At 68.4% G+C, this 18973-nt stretch carries 19 protein-coding genes; 13 read left to right on the top strand and 6 right to left on the bottom strand.

The annotated features are described in order from the left end of the window. Positions 1–64 precede the first annotated feature (64 nt). From ACQPYM_RS31065 to egtD, 4 genes are read left to right on the top strand one after another with little or no spacing between them, the layout of a single operon-like run. The gene (locus ACQPYM_RS31065) at positions 65–1288 is read left to right on the top strand and encodes a glutamate-cysteine ligase family protein (RefSeq protein ID WP_433007622.1); all 1224 of its coding nucleotides are present in this window, start codon (positions 65–67) and stop codon (positions 1286–1288) included. Then, positions 1285–2616 (top strand): ergothioneine biosynthesis protein EgtB, encoded by a 1332-nt coding sequence (gene egtB / locus ACQPYM_RS31060; protein ID WP_433007620.1) that lies wholly within the window; start codon positions 1285–1287, stop codon positions 2614–2616. Before ACQPYM_RS31065 ends, egtB begins: the two co-directional genes overlap by 4 nt. Continuing rightward, positions 2616–3362 (top strand): ergothioneine biosynthesis protein EgtC, encoded by a 747-nt coding sequence (gene egtC, locus ACQPYM_RS31055; protein WP_433007618.1) that lies wholly within the window; start codon positions 2616–2618, stop codon positions 3360–3362. The genes egtB and egtC overlap by 1 nt, the downstream gene beginning before the upstream one ends. Beyond that, the gene (egtD, locus tag ACQPYM_RS31050) at positions 3359–4324 is read left to right on the top strand and encodes an L-histidine N(alpha)-methyltransferase (protein ID WP_433007616.1); all 966 of its coding nucleotides are present in this window, start codon (positions 3359–3361) and stop codon (positions 4322–4324) included. The genes egtC and egtD overlap by 4 nt, the downstream gene beginning before the upstream one ends. On the opposite strand, the gene ACQPYM_RS31045 is transcribed toward egtD, so the two are convergent. The 3 genes from ACQPYM_RS31045 to ACQPYM_RS31035 are packed head-to-tail and all read right to left on the bottom strand — an operon-like array spanning position 4321 to position 7441. Further along, positions 4321–5619 carry an ABC transporter substrate-binding protein gene (locus ACQPYM_RS31045; protein WP_433007614.1) on the bottom strand — a complete coding sequence of 433 codons (1299 nt, stop codon included), beginning with the start codon at positions 5617–5619 and terminating at the stop codon, positions 4321–4323. The two genes, egtD and ACQPYM_RS31045, sit on opposite strands and share 4 nt — an antisense overlap. A gap of 24 nt (positions 5620–5643) precedes the next feature. Further along, positions 5644–6510, bottom strand: coding sequence for a carbohydrate ABC transporter permease (locus ACQPYM_RS31040; protein ID WP_433007612.1), 867 nt, complete (start codon positions 6508–6510; stop codon positions 5644–5646). Beyond that, the gene (locus ACQPYM_RS31035; RefSeq protein ID WP_433007611.1) at positions 6491–7441 is read right to left on the bottom strand and encodes a carbohydrate ABC transporter permease; all 951 of its coding nucleotides are present in this window, start codon (positions 7439–7441) and stop codon (positions 6491–6493) included. Before ACQPYM_RS31035 ends, ACQPYM_RS31040 begins: the two co-directional genes overlap by 20 nt. Before the next feature lie 78 nt (positions 7442–7519). On the opposite strand from ACQPYM_RS31035, the gene ACQPYM_RS31030 reads away from it, so the two are divergent. After that, entirely contained in the window at positions 7520–8548 is a 1029-nt protein-coding gene (locus ACQPYM_RS31030) for a LacI family DNA-binding transcriptional regulator (RefSeq protein WP_433007610.1), read from the top strand. A gap of 59 nt (positions 8549–8607) precedes the next feature. Here the strand turns inward: ACQPYM_RS31030 and ACQPYM_RS31025 are convergent, their stop codons facing one another. Both ACQPYM_RS31025 and ACQPYM_RS31020 read right to left on the bottom strand, forming a co-directional pair. Continuing rightward, a complete protein-coding gene (locus ACQPYM_RS31025; RefSeq protein WP_433007608.1) occupies positions 8608–9303 on the bottom strand; it encodes a CHAP domain-containing protein in 696 nt (231 codons plus the stop codon). A gap of 134 nt (positions 9304–9437) precedes the next feature. Beyond that, positions 9438–9917, bottom strand: coding sequence for a CHAP domain-containing protein (locus ACQPYM_RS31020; RefSeq protein ID WP_433007606.1), 480 nt, complete (start codon positions 9915–9917; stop codon positions 9438–9440). A gap of 148 nt (positions 9918–10065) precedes the next feature. Here ACQPYM_RS31020 and ACQPYM_RS31015 point away from each other — a divergent pair, with 148 nt between their 5' ends. Then, positions 10066–10758, top strand: a complete 693-nt coding sequence (locus tag ACQPYM_RS31015) for an NBR1-Ig-like domain-containing protein (RefSeq protein WP_433007604.1) — start codon at positions 10066–10068, stop codon at positions 10756–10758. 113 nt (positions 10759–10871) lie between these two features. Beyond that, complete coding sequence (locus tag ACQPYM_RS31010; protein ID WP_433007602.1) at positions 10872–12737, top strand: alpha/beta fold hydrolase; 1866 nt, start codon at positions 10872–10874, stop codon at positions 12735–12737. 45 nt (positions 12738–12782) lie between these two features. Here the strand turns inward: ACQPYM_RS31010 and ACQPYM_RS31005 are convergent, their stop codons facing one another. Continuing rightward, positions 12783–13277, bottom strand: coding sequence for a GbsR/MarR family transcriptional regulator (locus tag ACQPYM_RS31005; protein ID WP_433007600.1), 495 nt, complete (start codon positions 13275–13277; stop codon positions 12783–12785). Between the two features lie 65 nt (positions 13278–13342). Between ACQPYM_RS31005 and ACQPYM_RS31000 the strand changes: the two genes are divergently transcribed. The 6 genes from ACQPYM_RS31000 to ACQPYM_RS30975 are packed head-to-tail and all read left to right on the top strand — an operon-like array spanning position 13343 to position 18945. Further along, positions 13343–14260 (top strand): ABC transporter ATP-binding protein, encoded by a 918-nt coding sequence (locus ACQPYM_RS31000; protein ID WP_433007598.1) that lies wholly within the window; start codon positions 13343–13345, stop codon positions 14258–14260. Continuing rightward, entirely contained in the window at positions 14257–15855 is a 1599-nt protein-coding gene (locus tag ACQPYM_RS30995; RefSeq protein WP_433007596.1) for an ABC transporter permease, read from the top strand. The genes ACQPYM_RS31000 and ACQPYM_RS30995 overlap by 4 nt, the downstream gene beginning before the upstream one ends. Positions 15856–15881: 26 nt before the next feature. Then, the gene (locus ACQPYM_RS30990; protein WP_433007594.1) at positions 15882–16280 is read left to right on the top strand and encodes a pyridoxamine 5'-phosphate oxidase family protein; all 399 of its coding nucleotides are present in this window, start codon (positions 15882–15884) and stop codon (positions 16278–16280) included. After that, entirely contained in the window at positions 16273–17472 is a 1200-nt protein-coding gene (gene cbiE, locus ACQPYM_RS30985) for a precorrin-6y C5,15-methyltransferase (decarboxylating) subunit CbiE (RefSeq protein WP_433007592.1), read from the top strand. The genes ACQPYM_RS30990 and cbiE overlap by 8 nt, the downstream gene beginning before the upstream one ends. Next, on the top strand, positions 17469–18218 hold the full coding sequence (cobM, locus tag ACQPYM_RS30980; protein WP_433007590.1) for a precorrin-4 C(11)-methyltransferase: 750 nt from the start codon (positions 17469–17471) through the stop codon (positions 18216–18218). The genes cbiE and cobM overlap by 4 nt, the downstream gene beginning before the upstream one ends. Beyond that, on the top strand, positions 18211–18945 hold the full coding sequence (locus ACQPYM_RS30975; protein ID WP_433007588.1) for a cobalt-precorrin-6A reductase: 735 nt from the start codon (positions 18211–18213) through the stop codon (positions 18943–18945). The genes cobM and ACQPYM_RS30975 overlap by 8 nt, the downstream gene beginning before the upstream one ends. The last annotated feature ends 28 nt before the right edge of the window (positions 18946–18973 follow it).

Below are 18973 nucleotides of genomic sequence, written 5' to 3'. Positions count from 1 at the left end.
CAGTCACCGAGGGGTAACCCACAGTCGGTTGTCCACGTCCCCGGACGCGGTTAGGTTCGCTGGCGTGACCACGTCCGGCGAGTTCTCCGCGACGGCCCCGATCGGCTCCCGGGTGGAGGCGGAGGGTTACGTCGCGATGGTGTGTTTCAAGCACGGTCCTCCGTTGCTGCACGGTGTCGAGCTGGAGTGGACGGTGCACCATGCGGATGATCCGCACCGGCCCCTCGACGCCGGTTACCTGAGCAAGGCCCTGGGCGCGCACGCGCCCGCGACCCTGGTCCGGGGGAGCCCGCAACTGCCACTCGGCCGGGGTTCTCTGGTCACTGTGGAGCCGGGTGGCCAGGTGGAGATCTCCGGCCCCGCCTCGGCCTCCGTGCCCGGGCTGATCGAGGACACCGCGGCCGACGCCGCGGAACTCACCAGCCTGCTGGCCGCCGAGAGCCTCGAGCCCGGCCGCCACGGCCTCGACGCCTTCCGGCCGCCCCGCCGCATCCTGACCGTTCCCCGGTACGCCGCGATGGAACGCGCCTTCGCCAGACTCGGCCCGCACGGCCCGCGGATGATGTGCAGCACGGCCGGCCTGCAGGTCTGCCTGGACGCGGGCGAGGCCGACCAGACCGCACTGCGCTGGCGAGCACTGCACGACCTCGGTCCCGCACTGGTCGCGTTGTTCGCCAACTCCAGGCAGCGCGAAGGCGCCGACACCGGCTGGGCCTCCGCCCGGACCGAGGCCACCTTCGGCACCTGCGCCCCCTTCACCGAGCCACCGCCGCTGGACGGCGATCCCGCCGCGGCCTGGGCCCGTACTGCGATGGAAGCGCCCGTGCTCTGCCTGCGTCGGGGAGAGACCTGGGACGCACCGGCCGGCCTCACCTTCGGTGCGTGGGCAGAAGGCGCGCTGGACGACAGACCGACGTACGGCGACCTGGACTATCACCTGTCGACGCTGTTCCCGCCCGTGCGGCCGCGCGGGTATCTGGAAGTCCGCTACCTCGACGCCCAGCCGGGGGACGGCTGGATCGCGCCGACCCTCCTGCTGTCCGCACTGCTGTCCGACCCGGCCGTCACCGACCAGGCACTGGCCGCCGCGGCCCCCGCTGCCGGTCGCTGGTTCCCCGCGGCCCGCGAAGGGCTGGACGACAAGCTCGTTTTGCAGGCCGCTCGCGACCTGGTCGAGCTGGCCACCACGAACCTGAGCCGGACCGGAGTGGATCAGGACCTGATCTCCGAGACCGGCGACCGACTGCACTGCATCGTCGACGACACCCACAGAAGGCGAGCATCATGACTCACCAGTTGTCCGAGCTGACCGCCGAGGAGCTGCGCGCGTTCGTCGCCGCGCAACTCGAGCGCTCACGCGGCCGGACCGTCCAGCTGACCGACGCGGTCGACACCGACGACCTGGTCCGTCAGCACTCCCGGCTGATGTCGCCGCTGGTCTGGGACTACGCGCACATCGGCAACCAGGAAGAGCTCTGGCTGGTCCGCGACGTCGGCGGTCGCGAACCGGTCCGGCAGGACATCGACGAGCTGTACGACGCGTTCATGCACGCCCGCGCGGACCGCCCGTCGCTGCCCTTGCTCGGCCCGGCCGAAACCCGGCAGTACGTCGTGGAGGTGCGCGACAAGGTGCTCGACGTGCTGGATCACGTGAAGTTCCAGGGCAGCGAACTGATCGACAACGCGTTCGCGTTCGGCATGATCGTGCAGCACGAGCAGCAGCACGACGAGACGATGCTCGCGACCCACCAGCTCCGGACGGGCGCCCCGGTGCTCGACGCGCCCGCGCCACCACCCGGCCGCCGGCTTGCGACGCCCGAAGTACTGGTGCCCGGCGGCGTCTTCGAGATGGGTACGTCGATCGAGCCCTGGGCCCTCGACAACGAGCGGCCCGCGCACCCGGTGCACGTCGCGCCGTACGTGATCGACACGGCGCCGGTGAGCAACGGCGACTACCTGAAGTTCGTCACCGGTGGTGGTTACCAGGATCCGCAGTGGTGGTCCGAAGCCGGCTGGGCGCATGTGCAGAAGGCCTCGCTGGTCGCGCCGCGGTTCTGGGAGCTCGAAGACGGCAACTGGCTGCGGACGCGCTTCGGGCATCGCGAGCTGCTGCCGCTCGACGAACCGGTCATGCATGTCTGCTTCTACGAGGCCGAGGCGTACGCGAAGTGGGCGGGCAAGCGGCTGCCGACCGAGGAGGAGTGGGAGTTCGCGGCGCGGTACGACCCGGCGACCGGGCGGACGCGGCGCTTCCCGTGGGGTGACGAGAGCCCGGGGCCGCAGCACGCGAACCTCGGGCAGCGGCATCTCCGGCCCGCACCGGTCGGGGCGTACCCGGCCGGTGCGTCACCGCTCGGTGTCGAGCAGCTGATCGGCGACATCTGGGAGTGGACCAGCAGCGACTTCAAGCCCTACCCGGGCTTCCGCGCCTTTCCGTACGACGAGTACTCGCTGGTCTTCTTCGGCACCGACTACAAGATGCTGCGCGGCGGCTCGTTCGGCACCGACGAGATCGTTGCCCGCGGCACCTTCCGGAACTGGGACTACCCGATCCGCCGGCAGATCTTCGCCGGCTTCCGCTGCGCCCGCGACCCCCGGCCCGAAGAGCTCGGCTGATGTGCCGGCATCTGGCCTACCTCGGGCCACCGGTCCCGCTGTCCACCCTGGTCATCGATCCGCCGCACTCGCTGTACAAGCAGAGCTGGGCGCCGATCGACATGCGCGGCGGCGGGTCGGTCAACGCGGACGGCTTCGGCCTCGGCTGGTACGCCGACGGCTCGGTCGTCCGCTACCGGCGCAGCGTGCCGATCTGGGCCGACGAGTCGTTGCCAGGGCTGGCCTCGTCGATCCAGGCGAGCGCGGTGCTGGCCGCAGTACGGAACGGGACGGTCGGTTCGCCGCTGAACGAATCAGCCGTCGCGCCGTTCACCAGGGACCAGTGGTTGTTCAGTCACAACGGACTGATCAGCGGCTGGCCTGGCTCGGTCGCCAAGCTGGCCGAGTCGCTGCCCGTCACCGACCTGCTCACCCTCAACGCACCGATGGACTCCGCCCTGCTCTGGGCCCTCGTCCAAGACCGCCTGTACTCCGGTGCGCCTGCGGCCGAGGCGGTCGCATCGGTCGTCCGCGACGTCGCGGCAGCCGCGCCGGAGTCGCGGCTGAACATCCTGCTCACCGACGGAGAGCAGATCGTCGCCACCACCTGGACGCACTCACTGTGGACGAGGCAGACGGCCGACGCGGTCGCCGTCAGTTCCGAGCCGTGGGCCGAGACAGGCTGGGAGCAGGTCCCCGACCATTCATTGCTTCTGGCAACCAAGAGCACGCTGGCCGTCACCCCTTTGATGGAAGGACAAGAGTGACCTCGATCGACATCCACCTGACCCCGGACTACGCCTCCCGCGCGCTGCGCGAGGACGCCCGGGCCGGTCTGACGGCCGAGCCGAAGTGGCTCGCCCCGAAGTGGTTCTACGACGCCCGGGGCAGCGACTTGTTCGAGGAGATCACCCGGCTGCCGGAGTACTACCCGACCCGCGCCGAGCGGGAGATCCTCGACGCCCGGTCCGGCGAGATCGCGGAGCTGACCGGCGCGCACACGCTGGTCGAGCTCGGGTCGGGGTCGTCGGAGAAGACCCGGCTATTGCTCGACGGGTTGCGCGACCACAGCACGCTGACCACGTTCGTCCCGCTGGACGTGTCGGAGTCGGCGCTGCGTGACGCGGCCGCCGCGATCAACGCCGACTACCCGGCACTCACCGTGCACGGCGTGGTCGGCGACTTCACCGAGCACCTCGACAAGCTTCCCGGTGAGGCGCCCCGCGTGGTCGCCTTCCTCGGCGGCACGATCGGCAACCTGCTGCCCGCTGAGCGAGCCGAGTTCTACCGGTCGATCCACGACGTCCTGGAGCCGGGAGAGTGGTTGCTGCTCGGCACCGATCTGGTGAAGGACCCGGCCACCCTCGTCGCGGCGTACGACGACAGCGCCGGGGTGACGGCCGAGTTCAACCGGAACGTGCTGCGGGTGCTGAACCGCCAGCTCGGCGCGGACTTCGACGTGGAGGCGTTCAGCCACCGGGCGATCTGGGATCCGGAGAACGAGTGGATCGAGATGCACCTGCGGGCCGACCGGGCGATGCGGGTGCTGATCCCGGAGATCGGGCTCGAGGTCGACTTCGCCGAGGGCGAGGAACTCAGTACCGAGGTGTCGGCCAAGTTCCGCCGCGACGGCGTCACGGCGGAACTCGACAAGGCCGGCTTCGCGCCCGGCGCCTGGTGGACAGACTCCCAGGACCGCTTCGCTTTGTCCCTTTGGCAGACCGTCTAGCCCTGGGACTTGATCAGGTCGTTGATCTTGCCGACGTAACCCTGCAGGTCCGAGACCGGCTTCTTGCCGGTCAGGATCGGCTGGTACATCGCGGTGGTCAGGTCACCGACCTGGGACGCCCACTGGGTGGTGAAGCGGACCCCGACGGTCTTCTCGGTCGCGAGGTCCGCCTTCACCGTGTCGACGACAGTGGTCTGCCCGGCCTTGGTCAACGCGTTGAAGTAGCTCTCCTGCGCCGGCATGTAGGCGGGCGGAGCGACCGGCGAGGCCGGCAGTACGGCGTCCCACACCTTGGTGTTGATGTACTCGAGCACCTTGTACGACGCGTCCTCGTTCGCCGTGTACTGCGGGGTGCAGATGCCGACCGAGTCGTACAACGTGGCCGGGGTGTTCACCTGCGGGAAGGGCGCGAACCCGTACTTGATCTTGGGCTTGTCGGTCTGGAACCCGGCGGCCAGCCACTGCCCACCGAACATCATCGGCACCTTGCCACCGGAGAACAGCGCCGACACGTTCGACGCGTCGTACCCGGGTGGCGCCACCGCGCCGGACTTGATCGCCGCGGCCAGCTTCTCCACGCCCTCGGTGAACTTGGCGTCCGCCTCGGCCTTGGTCGGGCGGTTCACGTTGTCGGTGAACGGTGCGCCACCAGCGGACACCGCGTACATGCTCATCGTGAACGGCCCGTCCAGCGAGGTGAGCTGATCCGCGACCAGCCCGTACTTCGCACCGCCCTTGTTCGCCAGCTTGCCGGCGGCGGAGTACATGTCGTCCCAGCTCCAGCCGGCCTTCGGTTCGGGGATGCCGGCCGCCTTGAAGGCGTCGGCGTTGTACCAGACGCCGTAGGTGTTCATCAGCGACGGCAGGCCACCCATCTGGCCGTCACCGGTCTTCCAGTTCTCCATCGCCGAGCCGACGAACTTGTCCGCCTTGAAGTCGCCGTTGCCGTCGGTGATCCGCTTCGACCAGTCGACCAGCAGACCTTGCGAGGTGTACTGCTGTTCGGTGTCGTTGCCGCACCAGAACAGGTCGGGCAGCTTCTTCGCCTGGGTCAGCGACGCGAGTTTGTCGCCGTACCCGCCGCTCGGGGTGTCGATCAGCTGGACCTTGATGTTGTCGTCCTTGAAGCCCTCGAGAGCCTTCTTGATGGCCGTGTTCGTCTCGGGCGTCTCCCACGTCATCACCGTCACGGTGACCGGGCCGTCGGACGTGCCGCCGGAGTCCGATCCGCCGCACGCGGCCGTTGCGGTCAGCAACCCGGCGCAGGCCAGGGAGGTACCGATGATCCTTTTCACTGTTGAGCTCCTCAGGGGGTGAAGTCACTTCTGCGTCGTGCTGCCCAGGGAGCCGAGGCCCTGGATGAAGTAGCGCTGCGCGGCGAAGAACAGGATCAGCGGCGGCAGCATGTAGAGCAGGTTGGTGGCCATGTAGTAGCTCCAGTTCGGCGTCTGCCCGGCGAACGGGGAGACGAACTGGGCCATCCCGACCGACAACGGCCACTTGTCGGCGGAGTACAGGTAGACCAGCGGGTTGAGGAAGTCGTTCCAGGAGGCCTGGAAGGCGAGGATGGCCATCGTGATCCAGGCCGGCCGGGTCAGCGGCAGCATCACGCTGACAAAGATCCGCAGGTGGCCGGCGCCGTCGATCTTGGCCGCCTCGTCGATCGAGTACGGGATGGCCAGGAAGTACTGCCGGGCCAGGAAGATGAACAGCGGGTTGCCGCCGAAGAAGGCCGGCACGATCAGCGGCAGCCAGGTGTCGTACCAGCCGATGCTCTTGTACAGCTGGAAGAGCGGGATCAGGCCGACGACGCCGGGCAGCAGCATGCTGCCGACGAACAGGTAGAACCACAGCTTCCGGCCGGGGAACCGCAACCGGGCCAGTGCGTACCCGGCCATCATCGCGGTCATCACGCCGCCCAGCACGCTCAGCACGGTGATGATCGTTGAATTGAGCAACAGTCGCGGGAACCGGATCGCCTGCGGCCCGTCGACGAAGTTGCTCCAGGTGAACTCGCGCGGCAGCAGCCGGGGCGGGATCTCGAAGACCGCGGATCCGCTCTTCAGGCCGATGGTGATCATCCACAGCAGCGGGACGATCATCACCGCGCAGATGAACAGGGCGGTCGCGTACCAGCCGGCCGTCCGCAGCGGGCGCCGGCGGGCTTCAGTCGGGAGTGTTGTCACTGTAGGTCCAGAGCGAGGAGAACTTCGCGGTCAGGGCGATCACGGCGATGATGACGACGAACAGCACCCACACCTGGGCCGAGGCGTAGCCGAGCTGCGGGACCCGGCCCAGGTTGGAGAAGCCGTTGTTGTAGATCGACAGCATCAACACGTTGGTACTGAAGCCGGGGCCACCGTTGGTGAGGATCTTCGGCTGGTTGAACGTCTGCAGCGCGGCCGTGGTCTGCAGGATCACCTGCAGCAACATGATCGGGCTGATCATCGGCAGGGTGATCCGGAAGAACACCGAGTACTGCCCGGCGCCGTCGACGCGGGCCGCCTCGTACAGCTCGGTCGGCACCGCCTGCAGGGCGGCGAGGAAGATGATCATCGTGCCGCCGACACCCCACAGCATCACGATCACGATCGACGGCATCGACATCGACGAGCTCTGCAACCAGGTACTGGTCGGCAAGCCGAGCTTGTCCAGCAGGGTGTTCGCCAGTCCCACTTGGGGATTGAGGATGAACTTCCACAGCGTGATCGTTGCCACCGCGGGCAGGACCACCGGCAGATAGGCGAGCGTCCGCACGATCCGGACGCCCGCGAAGCGCTGGTTGCAGAACATCGCCAGGGCGAGCCCGATCGCCAGTGACAGCGGCACGTACAGGATCACCAGGTAGGCGGTGGCCCGCAGCGACGGCCAGAACGCGGGGTCGACGGTGAACAACCGGCGGAAGTTGCCCAGGCCGACGAAGACCGGATCGGTCAGGCCGTTGTACTTCGTCAGCGACAGGTAGAACGACCGGACCAGCGGATAGACCACGAAGACGGTGAAACCGATGATGGCCGGCGCGATGAACAGGTACGCGGCCTTGGTGTCCGAGCCTGCGTTGCGGCTGAACCCACCTCCTTTCGCTCGGATCCGGCTCCGGCGTCCGTCACGATTCACTCCCGCCTCCTGGACGGTAACGTTTCCAAAGTTTACTGTGAGGTGACGATGCCGTGCCCTGAGAGGGAAGTCAACCCTGTGTCCGAAACGTTTCCAGAGCAGTCCGGGTCAGCTCGGCCGACGATGATCGACGTGGCCAAGCGGGCCGGCGTGGGGTTGGGCACGGTGTCCCGGGTGGTGAACGGCGGCGCCGGTGTCCGGGACGAGACGGCGAGCCGGGTGCGGGCCGCGATCGACGCGCTGGGGTTCCAGCGCAACGAGGTCGCCCGCGCGCTCCGGCCGGGCAAGAAGTCGTCCAGCCTTGCGCTGGTGCTCGGTGACCTGACCAACCCGTTCTACGCGACCATCGCGAAGGCCTCGCTCGAGGTGGCCGGCCAGGACGGTTTCGCGGTCGTGCTCGGTTCGGTCGACGAGGATCCCGAGGGGGAGCGGCGGGCGATCCAGGAGCTGATCGGGCGTCAGGTCGCCGGGTTGATGATCGTGCCCGACCAAGGCGACCACTCGTTCCTGGCCGGGGCCGGCGTACCGGTGGTGTTCGTGGACCGCCCGGCGCACGGGATCGAGGCCGACATCGTGATGGTCGACAACGAGGGCGGCGGCAAGCTGGCCACGGAACACCTGCTGCGGCAGGGCCACGAGCGGATCGCGATCCTGCTCGCGCCGTCGTACTACACAACCGGACGACGGCTCAGGGGTTATCGACGCGCTTGCCGTGCGGCCGGGATCGAGGTCGACGAGAGCCTGGTCGTCCAGCTGCCCGAAGGTACGGCGGAGGCGGCGGAGAAGGCGACCCGCGACCTGATGCACCGCTCCGACGCACCGACCGCGTTGTTTGCCTCCACCAACTTCCTCACCGAAGGCGTACTCCGCGCCCTGCGCGAGGTCGACGCTGAACCAGCCGTAGTCGGCTTCGACGACTTCCGGATGGCCGACATGCTGCCGATCCCCGTCACAGTCGTTGCCTCCGACATCGCCGAACTAGGCCGCACCGCAGCCCGCCTCCTCCTCGACCGAGCCGCGAAAACCGACACCCGCCCACCCCAACGCATAGTCCTCCCCTGCCAACTCATCCAACGCGGCTCAGGAGAAAAGCACCCAGGCGCTTGAGGGGCGAGTGCGCCTGGGTGCTGGTTTCCATCAGCCCCCGTGCCTGAGGCTGATGGCGCTCAGAAGTTGGGCCAGGCCCAACCGAGGTAGTTGGAGAAGTACGGGAGTTTGGCCAGGCCGATGCCGCCTCTGACGCTGGTGGCCCAGAAGTAGCCGTCGCCGCGGGCGACGCCGACGTGGCCGTACGGAGCGGCGAGGTCCCAGTAGACCAGCGCGCCCTTGGGTGGGTTCAGGTCACCGCGATGGGCGGCGCCGCGGGCCACCGCGTCGTTCCAGCCGGCCTTGGCCGAAGCCCAGATGCCGGTCTTGCCGTAGGAGTTCTCGGCCGCCATCTCGCAGTACCCCTGATAGGCGGTCGAGCCGTTGCGAGCCGCGAACCAGGCGATGGCCTTGTCGGCGCGTGGGTTGTAGGTGCACAGCGGCGCGACCAGACCGCTGCTGCCGGTGTTGACGTAGGCGTCGGAGATGAAGCCCTTACCGGGGATGTGGTCCCAGATCAGGCTGCGGCCGTACTTGCCGGTCACTGGTTCGCCGTAGAGCTGGCAGTCGATCTGGACGGTGCCGTTCGGTTGGGTGCCGACCGCACCGAACGTGGTGGCGTTGCCGGAGCGGATGGTCACCCCGGCGCCGGAGTCGGTGACCACGGTGCCGGTGGCGGCGTGCGCCGGGAGGGCCGCGCCGCCGGCGAGGGCGACGCCGCCGAGCAGGGCGGTTGCGGTGAGGCGGGAGACGGTACGGAGGAGGGCGGTCCGCATGAGTTTGTTCCCTTCTGGGAGAGTCCAACACTCGCAGGGAATCAGAGCGTGGCGGAGTTGTCGCAGTGGGCAACGAACCGCCCTGGCCGATCCGCTCAGGCCCGATCCGCTCAGGCCGATTCGCTCAGGCCGGCTCAGAAGTTCGGCCAGGCCCAGCCGAGGTAGTTGGAGAAGTACGGCAGCCGGGCCTTGCCGATCCGGCCGTTCACGCTGGTGGCCCAGAAGGTGCCGTCGCCAACCGCCAGGCCGACGTGCCCGTACGCGCTGATGTTCCAGAAGACGAGCGCGCCCCTCGGTGGGTTCAGGTCGCCTCGGTGGGCGACCCCACGACGGACGGCGTCGTTCCAGTTCGCCTTGGCCGAGGCGTAGATCCCGGTGCGGCCATAGGCATTCTCGACGGCTTTCTCGCAATAGCCCTGATAAGCGGTCGAACCGTTGCGGGCCGCGAACCAGGCGACCGCGTTGTCCGCCCTGGACTGCGGTGCGGCGGCGGTGACACTGGCAACTGTCGGCGCGGTGGGTGCGGGTGCGGCTTGCGCCGGCAGGACCGAACCGATGAGTGCGGCGCTGCCGACGAGGGCGGTGACGGCGACGCGGGCGAGGAAAGATTTCATGAGGTTTTCCTTTCGCTGGTTGGCGAATGTGCTCTGATCCGCAGACAATCAGACAGTGATCGCGTTGTCGCAGCGGGCAACCGGAAACTGAATAACCATCACTTGATAAAGTGTGTAGATTACTAACCGTGAATGCGGGGAGTGCGGCGTGCGACCAGCTCAGGCTCGCTTCGTGATCGGCTGCCGGATGCGCGAACTGCGGGAGGCCGCGGGCGTCCCGCTGACGAAGGCCGCCGTGCTGTCCGGCTGGGACAAGGGCCACCTGTCCCGGGTCGAGCGCGGCCACACCAAACCGAGCCGCGAACTGATCGAGTGGTACGACGATTCCTTCGGTGCCGGCAGCGCATTGGTGAACCAGTTGATGGAGCTCGACGCCGCAGTACGGGCCGGCAAGGACACCTCGATGCGGGACATGCGCCGGCGCGACTCGATGCCGCACCCGATGCTGCTGGGCGGTTCGGTTCCCGCTGACCACGACCCCGAGGACCGGGCGGAGCTCGTCGGCGAGACGGTGCCCGATGGCACCCAGGTCTGCCGGGACGAGGAGTTCGAGAAGACCTGGCAGATCCGCAACAGCGGCGAGAGCAACTGGCACGACCGCTGGCTGACCAGACAAGGAGCAGCCGGTACGCCGGGCTGGCTCCGGTCCCCGTCGCGCGCACGCCTGCCGGACGCAGTACCGGGGGAGATCGTGACAGTCCGGATGACGTTGCAGGCACCGTCCCAGGTCGGTGCCTCGACGGCCTATTTCAAGGTGACCGACGAAGCCGGCCGCCTCTATTACCCGGGCCTGGAATCACCCCCGCTCTACTGCACGATCTTCACCGTCTACGAGCTTTAGCTGCGGGTTTGCCCTTGACGTAGCACCGAGGTTGGCCTGATCCCTGTTGCTGGAGGTTGTCGGGCGCATACGTTGCTGGTTTCCTGTCCGCCTGAACACAGGGAGACCTCAGCGTGCTCAGTCCCCGCAAGATCGCCACGGCAGCCGCCGTCGCGCTGGTAGTTCCGTTGCTCACCGCGACCACTGCCACCTCAGCCTCCGCTGCCGGTCCGACGGACCCGCCGGTCCCGTCCATCCCGCAGCGTTATCTCGACCAGCCGATCAGCTGGTCGGTCTGCTCGTTCGATGCCGCGGTCAAGCGGCTCTACCCGCAGGCGCCCACCACGAACTGCGCCAAGGTCAAGGTCCCGATGGACTGGGCGAACCCGGACGCGCACCCCGACATCGAGGTCGCCATCTCGCACAGCTTGGCGACCGGTACGTCGAAGGGCCTGATGACCAGCAACCCGGGTGGCCCGGGTGGCGCCGGTCTCTCGCTGTCGGCCGCTCTGGCCGCGGACAAGCCGCAGCTGTTCAGCGACTTCGACCTGGTCGGCTTCGACCCGCGCGGATTCGGCGCGAGCACTCGGCTGCAGTGCATCACGACGGCCGAGGCGCTCAACGCGCTGCCGGTGACGCCTGACTACAAGGAGCGCACGAAGCTCACCCACAAGGTCGAGGTGGCCGAGGCCAAGCTGCAGGCCGAGGCCTGCGCCGCGACGGAGTACGGGCAGTTCGTCAGCAGCCAGCAGACCGTCTACGACATGGAGTTCGTCCGGGCGCTGTTCAAGGCGCGGCAGCTGAACTTCATCGGTTACAGCTACGGCACCTGGCTCGGCGGCTGGTACGCCGACACCTACCCGTCGCGGGTCGGCCGGTTCGTGCTCGACTCCAACATGGACTGGACCCACACCCAGTGGGACAACGTGAACTTCGACCCATGGTCTGGCCAGCGCCGCCGCGACACCCAGCTGTTCCCGTGGATTGCCCGGCACGCCGACCAGATCACCGGACTCGGCAAGACGCCGGCCCAGGTGACCGCGAAGTACAACGGGATCCGTGCCTCGCTGACCACGCTGGTCAAGGCCGGTGAGAGCTCGGTCCGCGGTGACGACCTGGACGGCAAGATCTACAGCGCGATCTACGGCAACACCCGGTTCATCCGGGCCACGCTCGACATCCTGGTCGCCGACGAGTACGCCAAGGCCCCGGCCGACTCGGGTGAGGTCGAGCTGGGTCACGTCGACCGTGCCTGGGCCCGGCTCGCGCCGAACCTGCAGGCGTACGACACGCTCGCCGCGCTCCGCGCCCGGTACGGCGTGTCCGCGACCGCTTCGGCGGACCTGAAGGCGTCCACCCAGGTGGACACGCTGAAGAGTGTCCTCGCCGATGCTCGGGCCGTTGCCGCGAAGGCGACCTCGGGTGACCAGCCGGTGAACCTCGGCTCGATCGGTACCACGGTCCGCTGCAACGACACCGCCTGGAACAACGACCCGAAGTTCTACCTCAGGATGGCCGACCGGATGGCGAAGAAGTACGACTTCTTCGGCTACATGAACGGCGTCCCGATGTGCGCGTTCTGGAAGTACGCGCCGCAGGACCGCACCCTCGACCTCAAGGGGTCGCCGCGGATGCTGATGGTCCAGGGTGAGCTCGACCCGGCGACGTCGTACGAGGGCGCCTGGCGCACGCACACCGACACCAAGTCCGCCACCCGCTTCGTGGCGATCGACGACGAGGGCCAGCACGGTCAGTACGTCGGATCGGCGTCCTCGTGCGCCGAGGCGATCGGTGACAAGTTCGTCTTCACCGGCGAACTGCCCGGGAAGAACCAGGTCTGCGGTACGACGCCGCTGCCCGAGGAACTGTCCGTCTACCCGGTCCGGGGTCCGGTGGACGGCAAGTCCGTGCACCTGCCGAAGTCGAAGGCCGGCAACACCAAGGTGAACGCCCTGCTCCAGCAGGCGATCGACACCGTCGCGGCCTCCGCGCTGCGGTAGCTGCTGTAGATCGATGCGCGGCTGAGGGCCCGTCCGTCCGGGCCCTCAGCTGTTCTCCGCGTCGATCTCGGCCTTGCGCTTGATCCAGCGCTCGGCGAGGCCGTCGACCTCTTCCTGGATGAACTCGAGAAATCCGAGGGTGGCTCGTAGTCGCTGCTGCGACTCGCTGCCCTCACCGGCGTTCTCCAGCATCCGCCCGATGATCTCCTCCCAGCGCACCAGCTGGTGATCGCGCCGCATCATGCTCTGGTACCAGAAGTCGTCCTGGACGACGTAGATGTCGCGCCGGCTACCGGGCTCTCGCTCCCGGCTGGCCAGGCCCAGCTGCAGCAGGTACCGCACTGCGCCCGAGATGGCGGCCGGGCTGGCCTGCAGCTGCTCGGACAGCTCGGCGGCGGTCATCCGGCCGCTCTCGCTGCCCAGGATGGCGGCGAAGATCCGGGCCGGCATCCGCGGCCAGCCGGAGTCGACGAGCACGTTGGCGAACTGCTCGGCGTACTGCCGGACAGCATCGTCGTCGCGTGCTCTGGGTGCGCTCACCGGCCCATCATCTCCCGACATTCTCAAGATTCACAATTTTCTGAATGAAGTGTATGTTCTGAATCATGACATCAGCCATCGTGGTCTCCGGACTGCACAAGTCGTACGGCAGTACGCACGCCCTCGACGGTCTCGACCTGGAGGTCGCGACCGGACAGGTGCATGGCTTCCTCGGCCCGAACGGCGCCGGGAAGTCCACCACCATCAGGGTCCTGCTCGGTCTGCTGAAGGGTGACGAGGGTGACGTGTCGCTGCTCGGCGGCGATCCGTGGCGCGACGCGGCCAAGCTGCACCGGCGGCTGGCCTACGTCCCCGGTGACGTCAACCTGTGGCCGAACCTGACCGGCGGCGAGGTGATCGACCTGCTCGGCCGGTTGCGCGGCGGGCTGGACCCGAAGAAGCGCGACGACCTGCTGCGCCGCTTCGACCTCGACCCGACCAAGAAGGGCCGGACCTACTCCAAGGGCAACCGGCAGAAGGTCGCGCTGGTCGCCGCCCTCGCCTCCGACGTCGAGCTGCTCATCCTCGACGAACCCACCTCCGGTCTCGACCCGCTGATGGAGGAAGTCTTCCGCCAGTGCATCGAGGAGGAGCGCGGCCGGAACCGCACGGTGCTGCTGTCCAGCCACATCCTGTCCGAGGTCGAGGCGCTGTGTGACCGGATCAGCATCATCCGCCGCGGCAAGGTGGTCGAGACCGGCACGCTGGCCGACCTGCGGCACCTGACCCGTACGTCGATCCAGGCCGAGCTGGCCGGTTCGCCCAACGGACTGGCCCAGCTGCCCGGTGTGCACAGCCTCGACATCGAGGGCAACCGGGTGCGTTGCGAGGTCGACACCGCTCAGCTCGACGGTGTGATGAAGCAGCTGTCGGCCAGTGGCATCAGGAGTCTGGTCGCGCAGCCGCCGACGCTGGAGGAGCTCTTCCTGCGGCACTACGAAGACGATGTCGCGGCATCCGACCCAGTGGCGGCCGGGCGATGAACGACTTCGCTGGTACTACGACCCTGGTGCGGCTCGCGCTCCGGCGCGATCGGGTGCTCCTGCCGGTGTGGATCCTGGTCTTCGTCTCGATGGCCGCGGGCTCGGCGGCGGCATCGATCGATCTCTACCCCGATCTGGCGTCGCGCGTCGAGGCTGCCGAGACGTCGAACTCTTCACCGGCCCTGGTTTCCTTGTACGGAAGGATTTTCGACCCAACCTCCCTCGGTGCTCTCTCCCTGTTCAAGCTGACCGCATTCGGTGCGCTCCTGGTCGGACTGCTGGCCGCGATGCTCGTGGTCCGGCATACCCGAGCCGAGGAGGAGAGCGGCAGGCTCGAGCTCCTGAGCGCTGGAGTACTGGGCCGGTACGCCGCCCTCGCGGCCGCGCTCATCGTCTCGGCCGGCACCGTGATCGTGCTCGGCCTACTGACCGCGGTGAGCCTGATCGGGACGGGTCTGCCTGCGGGCGGGTCCTTCGCCTTCGGCCTCACCTGGATCTCCGCCGGTCTGGTCTTCGCCGGGGTCGGTGGGCTGACGGCCCAGCTGACCGAAGGCGCCCGGACCGCCAACGGCTTCACCGCGATCGTGCTGGGCGTCAGCTACGTACTGCGCGCTCTCGGTGACTCGGACTCCGACGGCGGCACCCGCTGGGCCTCGTGGCTCTCGCCGATCGGCTGGGCCCAGCAAATCCGCCCGTACGCCGGTGATCGCTGGCCGGTCGCGTTGGCTCCGCTCGCGTTGCTGGTGGTCCTGGTCGCCGCCGCGTTTGCCCTGATTCGCCGCCGGGACGTGGGTGCCGGTCTGGTCCGGCCACGGCCCGGTCCGGCGACGGCCGCGCCCTCGCTGCGCTCGCCTCTCGCACTGGCCTGGCGGCTGCATCGTGGTTCGCTCTTCGCGTGGGGGTTCGCCTTTCTGTTGCTGGGCCTGCTGGTCGGCAGCATCGCCTCCAACGTCGACGGGTTCGTCACGAGTGACGGCGCCAAGGAAATGATGGAGAAACTCGGTGGCGTGAACGGCCTGACCGACGCGTTCCTCTCGACCGAGATGGGCATGCTCGGGCTGCTCGCCTCGGCGTTCGGGATCCAGGCGGCGCTCCGGCTCCGCTCCGAGGAGACAGCGCTTCGGGCCGAGCCGCTGCTGGCAACGGGCGTCACGCGGTACCAGTGGCTGGCGAGCCACGCGTTGATGGCGCTGCTCGGCACCGGAGTACTGGTGCTCCTCGGCGGTCTCGGGTCCGGCATCTCGAGTGGTGCGTCGCTGGGCAACCTGGGGCATCAGGTGCCGCGGATGCTGGCCGCGGGCGCTGTCCAGTTGCCGGCGATCTGGCTGGTCACCGGGTTGGTGGTGCTGCTCTTCGGGGTGGCGCCCAAGGTGGTCACTGTTGCGTGGGGATTGTTCGGGGCGTTCCTGCTGATCGGGCAGTTCGGGCCGATCTTCGATCTGCCGCAAGGGGTGATGGACGTCTCGCCGTACGCGCACACTCCACGGCTCCCCGGCGGTGAGCTCTCCGCCACCCCGGTGGTCGTGCTCGCGGCGATCGCGCTGGGTCTGCTGCTTGTGGGGTCGATCTCGTTCCGCCGACGGGACGTTGGCTGAGAACGGCCGCCGCTTACGATCACTGGGTGGAACTGCTGAGTGAGCGACCCGGTTCGTTCGTGGACTTCTGGACCGAGCGGCATCTGTGTGTGCTGAGCACGGTGCGCGCGGACGGCACTGTGCACGCGACGCCGGTCGGCGCGACCGTGGACCTGAAGACCGGCATCGCGCGGGTGATCTGCTCGGGAACCTCCCACAAGGCCCGCCAGATCCGCGCGACCGGCGCTCTGGGTGCCGCGGTCGCAATCACCCAGGTAGACGGCCGCCGCTGGTCGACACTGGAGGGTCGTGCCGTCCTCAGCGACGACCCCGAAAAGATCGCCGACGCCGTACGCCGCTACGCCGACCGCTACCGCCAACCACGCGTAAACCCCCAACGCGTAGTCCTGGAAATAGTCGTCACCAGGGTCCTCGGCAATGCCTGACCCCCTCACGGTGGTCGGCCTAGGCGCCGACGGCTGGCCCAGCCTCTCCCCAACCGCTCGCGAGGCGGTGCTGGCCGCCGATGTCCTGCTCGGCAGCACCCGTCAGTTGGCCTTGGTTCCTGACGGTGAGGTGGAGAAGGTTGCTTGGTCTTCGCCGTTGTCGGAGTCGTTGCCGGGGTTGCTGGCGGAGCATCGTGGGCGGCGGATCTGTGTGTTGGCTAGTGGGGATCCGACGTTTCATGGGATCGGGACGACGTTGACCAGGCTGCTGGGGGCAGAGGCGGTTCGGGTGATTCCGCATCCGTCGAGTGTTTCGTTGGCTTGTGCGCGGTTGGGGTGGGCGCAGGAGCAGGTGCAGGTGGTCAGTCTGGTGGGGCATCCGCTTGAGCTGGTGCAGCCGCACATCCAGCCGGGGCGACGACTGGTCGTGTTGAGTTGGGGCGCGCATACGCCTGCCGAGGTCGCCGGGATGCTGGTGGCTCGGGGGTACGGCGGGAGCGTGTTCACCGTGCTGGAGCAGTTGGGTTCGGCGGACGAGCGCGTACGTAGTACAAGAGCTGACGCATGGGACCACGAGGTCGACGCGCTCAACGTGATCGGCGTGCTGTGCCGGCCGGACGAGGGTGCGGAGTTGTTGTCGACGGCACCGGGTTTGCCGGATTCAGCGTACGAGAGTGATGGGCAGTTGACCAAGCGTGAGGTGCGTGCGGTCACGCTGTCGCGGCTCGCGCCCGTGCCGGGACAGCTGCTCTGGGATGTCGGCGGAGGCGCGGGCAGCATCGCGATCGAATGGTTGCGCCATCACCCGAGTTGCCGCGCGGTCGCGATCGAGAAGGACCCGGATCGCGCCAAGCGACTCGACCGCAACGCCGCCACGCTGGGAGTCGCGGTCCGTACCGTCGTCGGCGCGGCACCATCGTCGCTGGCCGGCCTGGAGTCGCCGGACGCCGTCTTCGTCGGCGGCGGCGCGACGGTGCCCGGCGTGATCGAGACCTGCTGGGAGGCGCTGCGACCTGGCGGCCGGCTCGTCGTCAACGGCGTGACGCTGGAGACGGAATCGCTGATCGCCCACTGGTACGCCTCATTGGGTGGCGACCTCGTCCGCCTGGCCGTCCAACGAGCCTCGGCGGTGGGCGGCATGACCGGCTGGCGACCCGCGATGCCCGTGACGATCTGGAGCGTGACCAAATGACCCCCACCGTGCACTTCATCGGCGCCGGCCCTGGTGCGGCCGACCTGATCACCGTCCGCGGCCGCGACCTGATCGCCGCCTCACCCGTCTGCCTGTACGCCGGTGCGCTCGTGCCCGTGGAACTCCTGGACCACTGCCCGGTCGGTGCCCGCAAGATCGACACAGCCTCGTTGAACCTCGACGAGATCCTGGCCGAGCTGGTCGCCGCCCATTCGGCGGGCGCCGACGTTGCGCGACTGCACTCCGGCGACCCCTCCGTCTTCAGTGCAATGGCCGAGCAGATGCGACGGCTGGACGCACTGGGGATCCCGTACGACGTGACGCCCGGCGTACCGGCGTACGCGGCAGCGGCCGCTTCGCTCCGGCGAGAACTCACCGTCCCCGAGGTCGGCCAGACGGTCATCCTGACCCGGATCGCCGCGCGCGCGACCGCGATGCCGCCGGGGGAGGACCTGGCGACCCTCGGCATGAGTCAGTCGACCTTGGTCCTGCACCTCGCCGTGCAGCACATCGACCGGGTGGTACAGGAGCTGACGGCCAACTACGGTGCCGACTGTGCGGTCGCCGTTGTCGCCCGCGCCTCCCGCGACGACGAGGTCATCCTCCGCGGCACCCTCGCCGACATCGCCGACCAGGTCCGCGCCGCCGGCATCCTCCGCACCGCGGTGATCATCGTCGGCAAAGTCCTTGCCGCCGACAACTTCCGCGACAGCCACCTGTACTCCACCACCCGCAGTCGTGCCTGACCGAGTCCTGCTCCTCGGCGGCACGGCCGAAGCTCGCCTGCTGGCCGACGAGCTGTCTTCGGAGTACGACGTGGTGTCGTCGCTGGCTGGACGCGTCTCCGAGCTGCGGCTGCCGGTGGGGGAGTCACGGCAGGGCGGCTTCGGCGGCGTCGCCGGCCTCACGCAATGGCTTGCTGAGCAAGGGATCGACGCAGTGGTCGACGCCACCCACCCCTTCGCCGCAACCATGACCGCCCACGCAGTAGCCGCCACCACCGCCCTCAACCTCCCCCTCCTCGTACTACGCCGCCCCGGCTGGCAGGAGCAACCCGGAGACACCTGGCACTGGACGCCCGACGCCCAAGCCGCCGCAACCCTGCTACCAAAGCTAGGTCGCCGTGTCTTTCTCACCATTGGTCGGCAAGGGCTTGCCGCCTTTGCGGACACAGGTCTGTGGACGCTGGCTCGCTGTGTCGACCCGCCTGACCCCGTACCGACCTGGTGCGAGCTCCTGCTGGATCGCGGCCCCTACAACGTGGCCGGCGAGCTGGAGCTGCTGCAAACCCGGCAGATCGACGTACTGGTCACCAAGAACAGCGGTGGCGACATGACCGCCGCCAAGCTGACGGCCGCGCGCCAGCTCGGCATCCCGGTCGTGCTGATCGAGCGGCCGCCGCTCCCCCCAGGGATCCAGGTGGCGCACACCACAGCCGAAGTACAGGCCTGGCTCGCTGACCGAACCGGGTGACCAGCCGGCCCAGGGCCCGCCGGTAGAT

This window comes from Kribbella sp. CA-294648, assembly GCF_050943845.1.
Classification (GTDB): Bacteria; Actinomycetota; Actinomycetes; order Propionibacteriales; family Kribbellaceae; genus Kribbella.
This window is presented reverse-complemented; position numbering and strand designations above follow the sequence as displayed.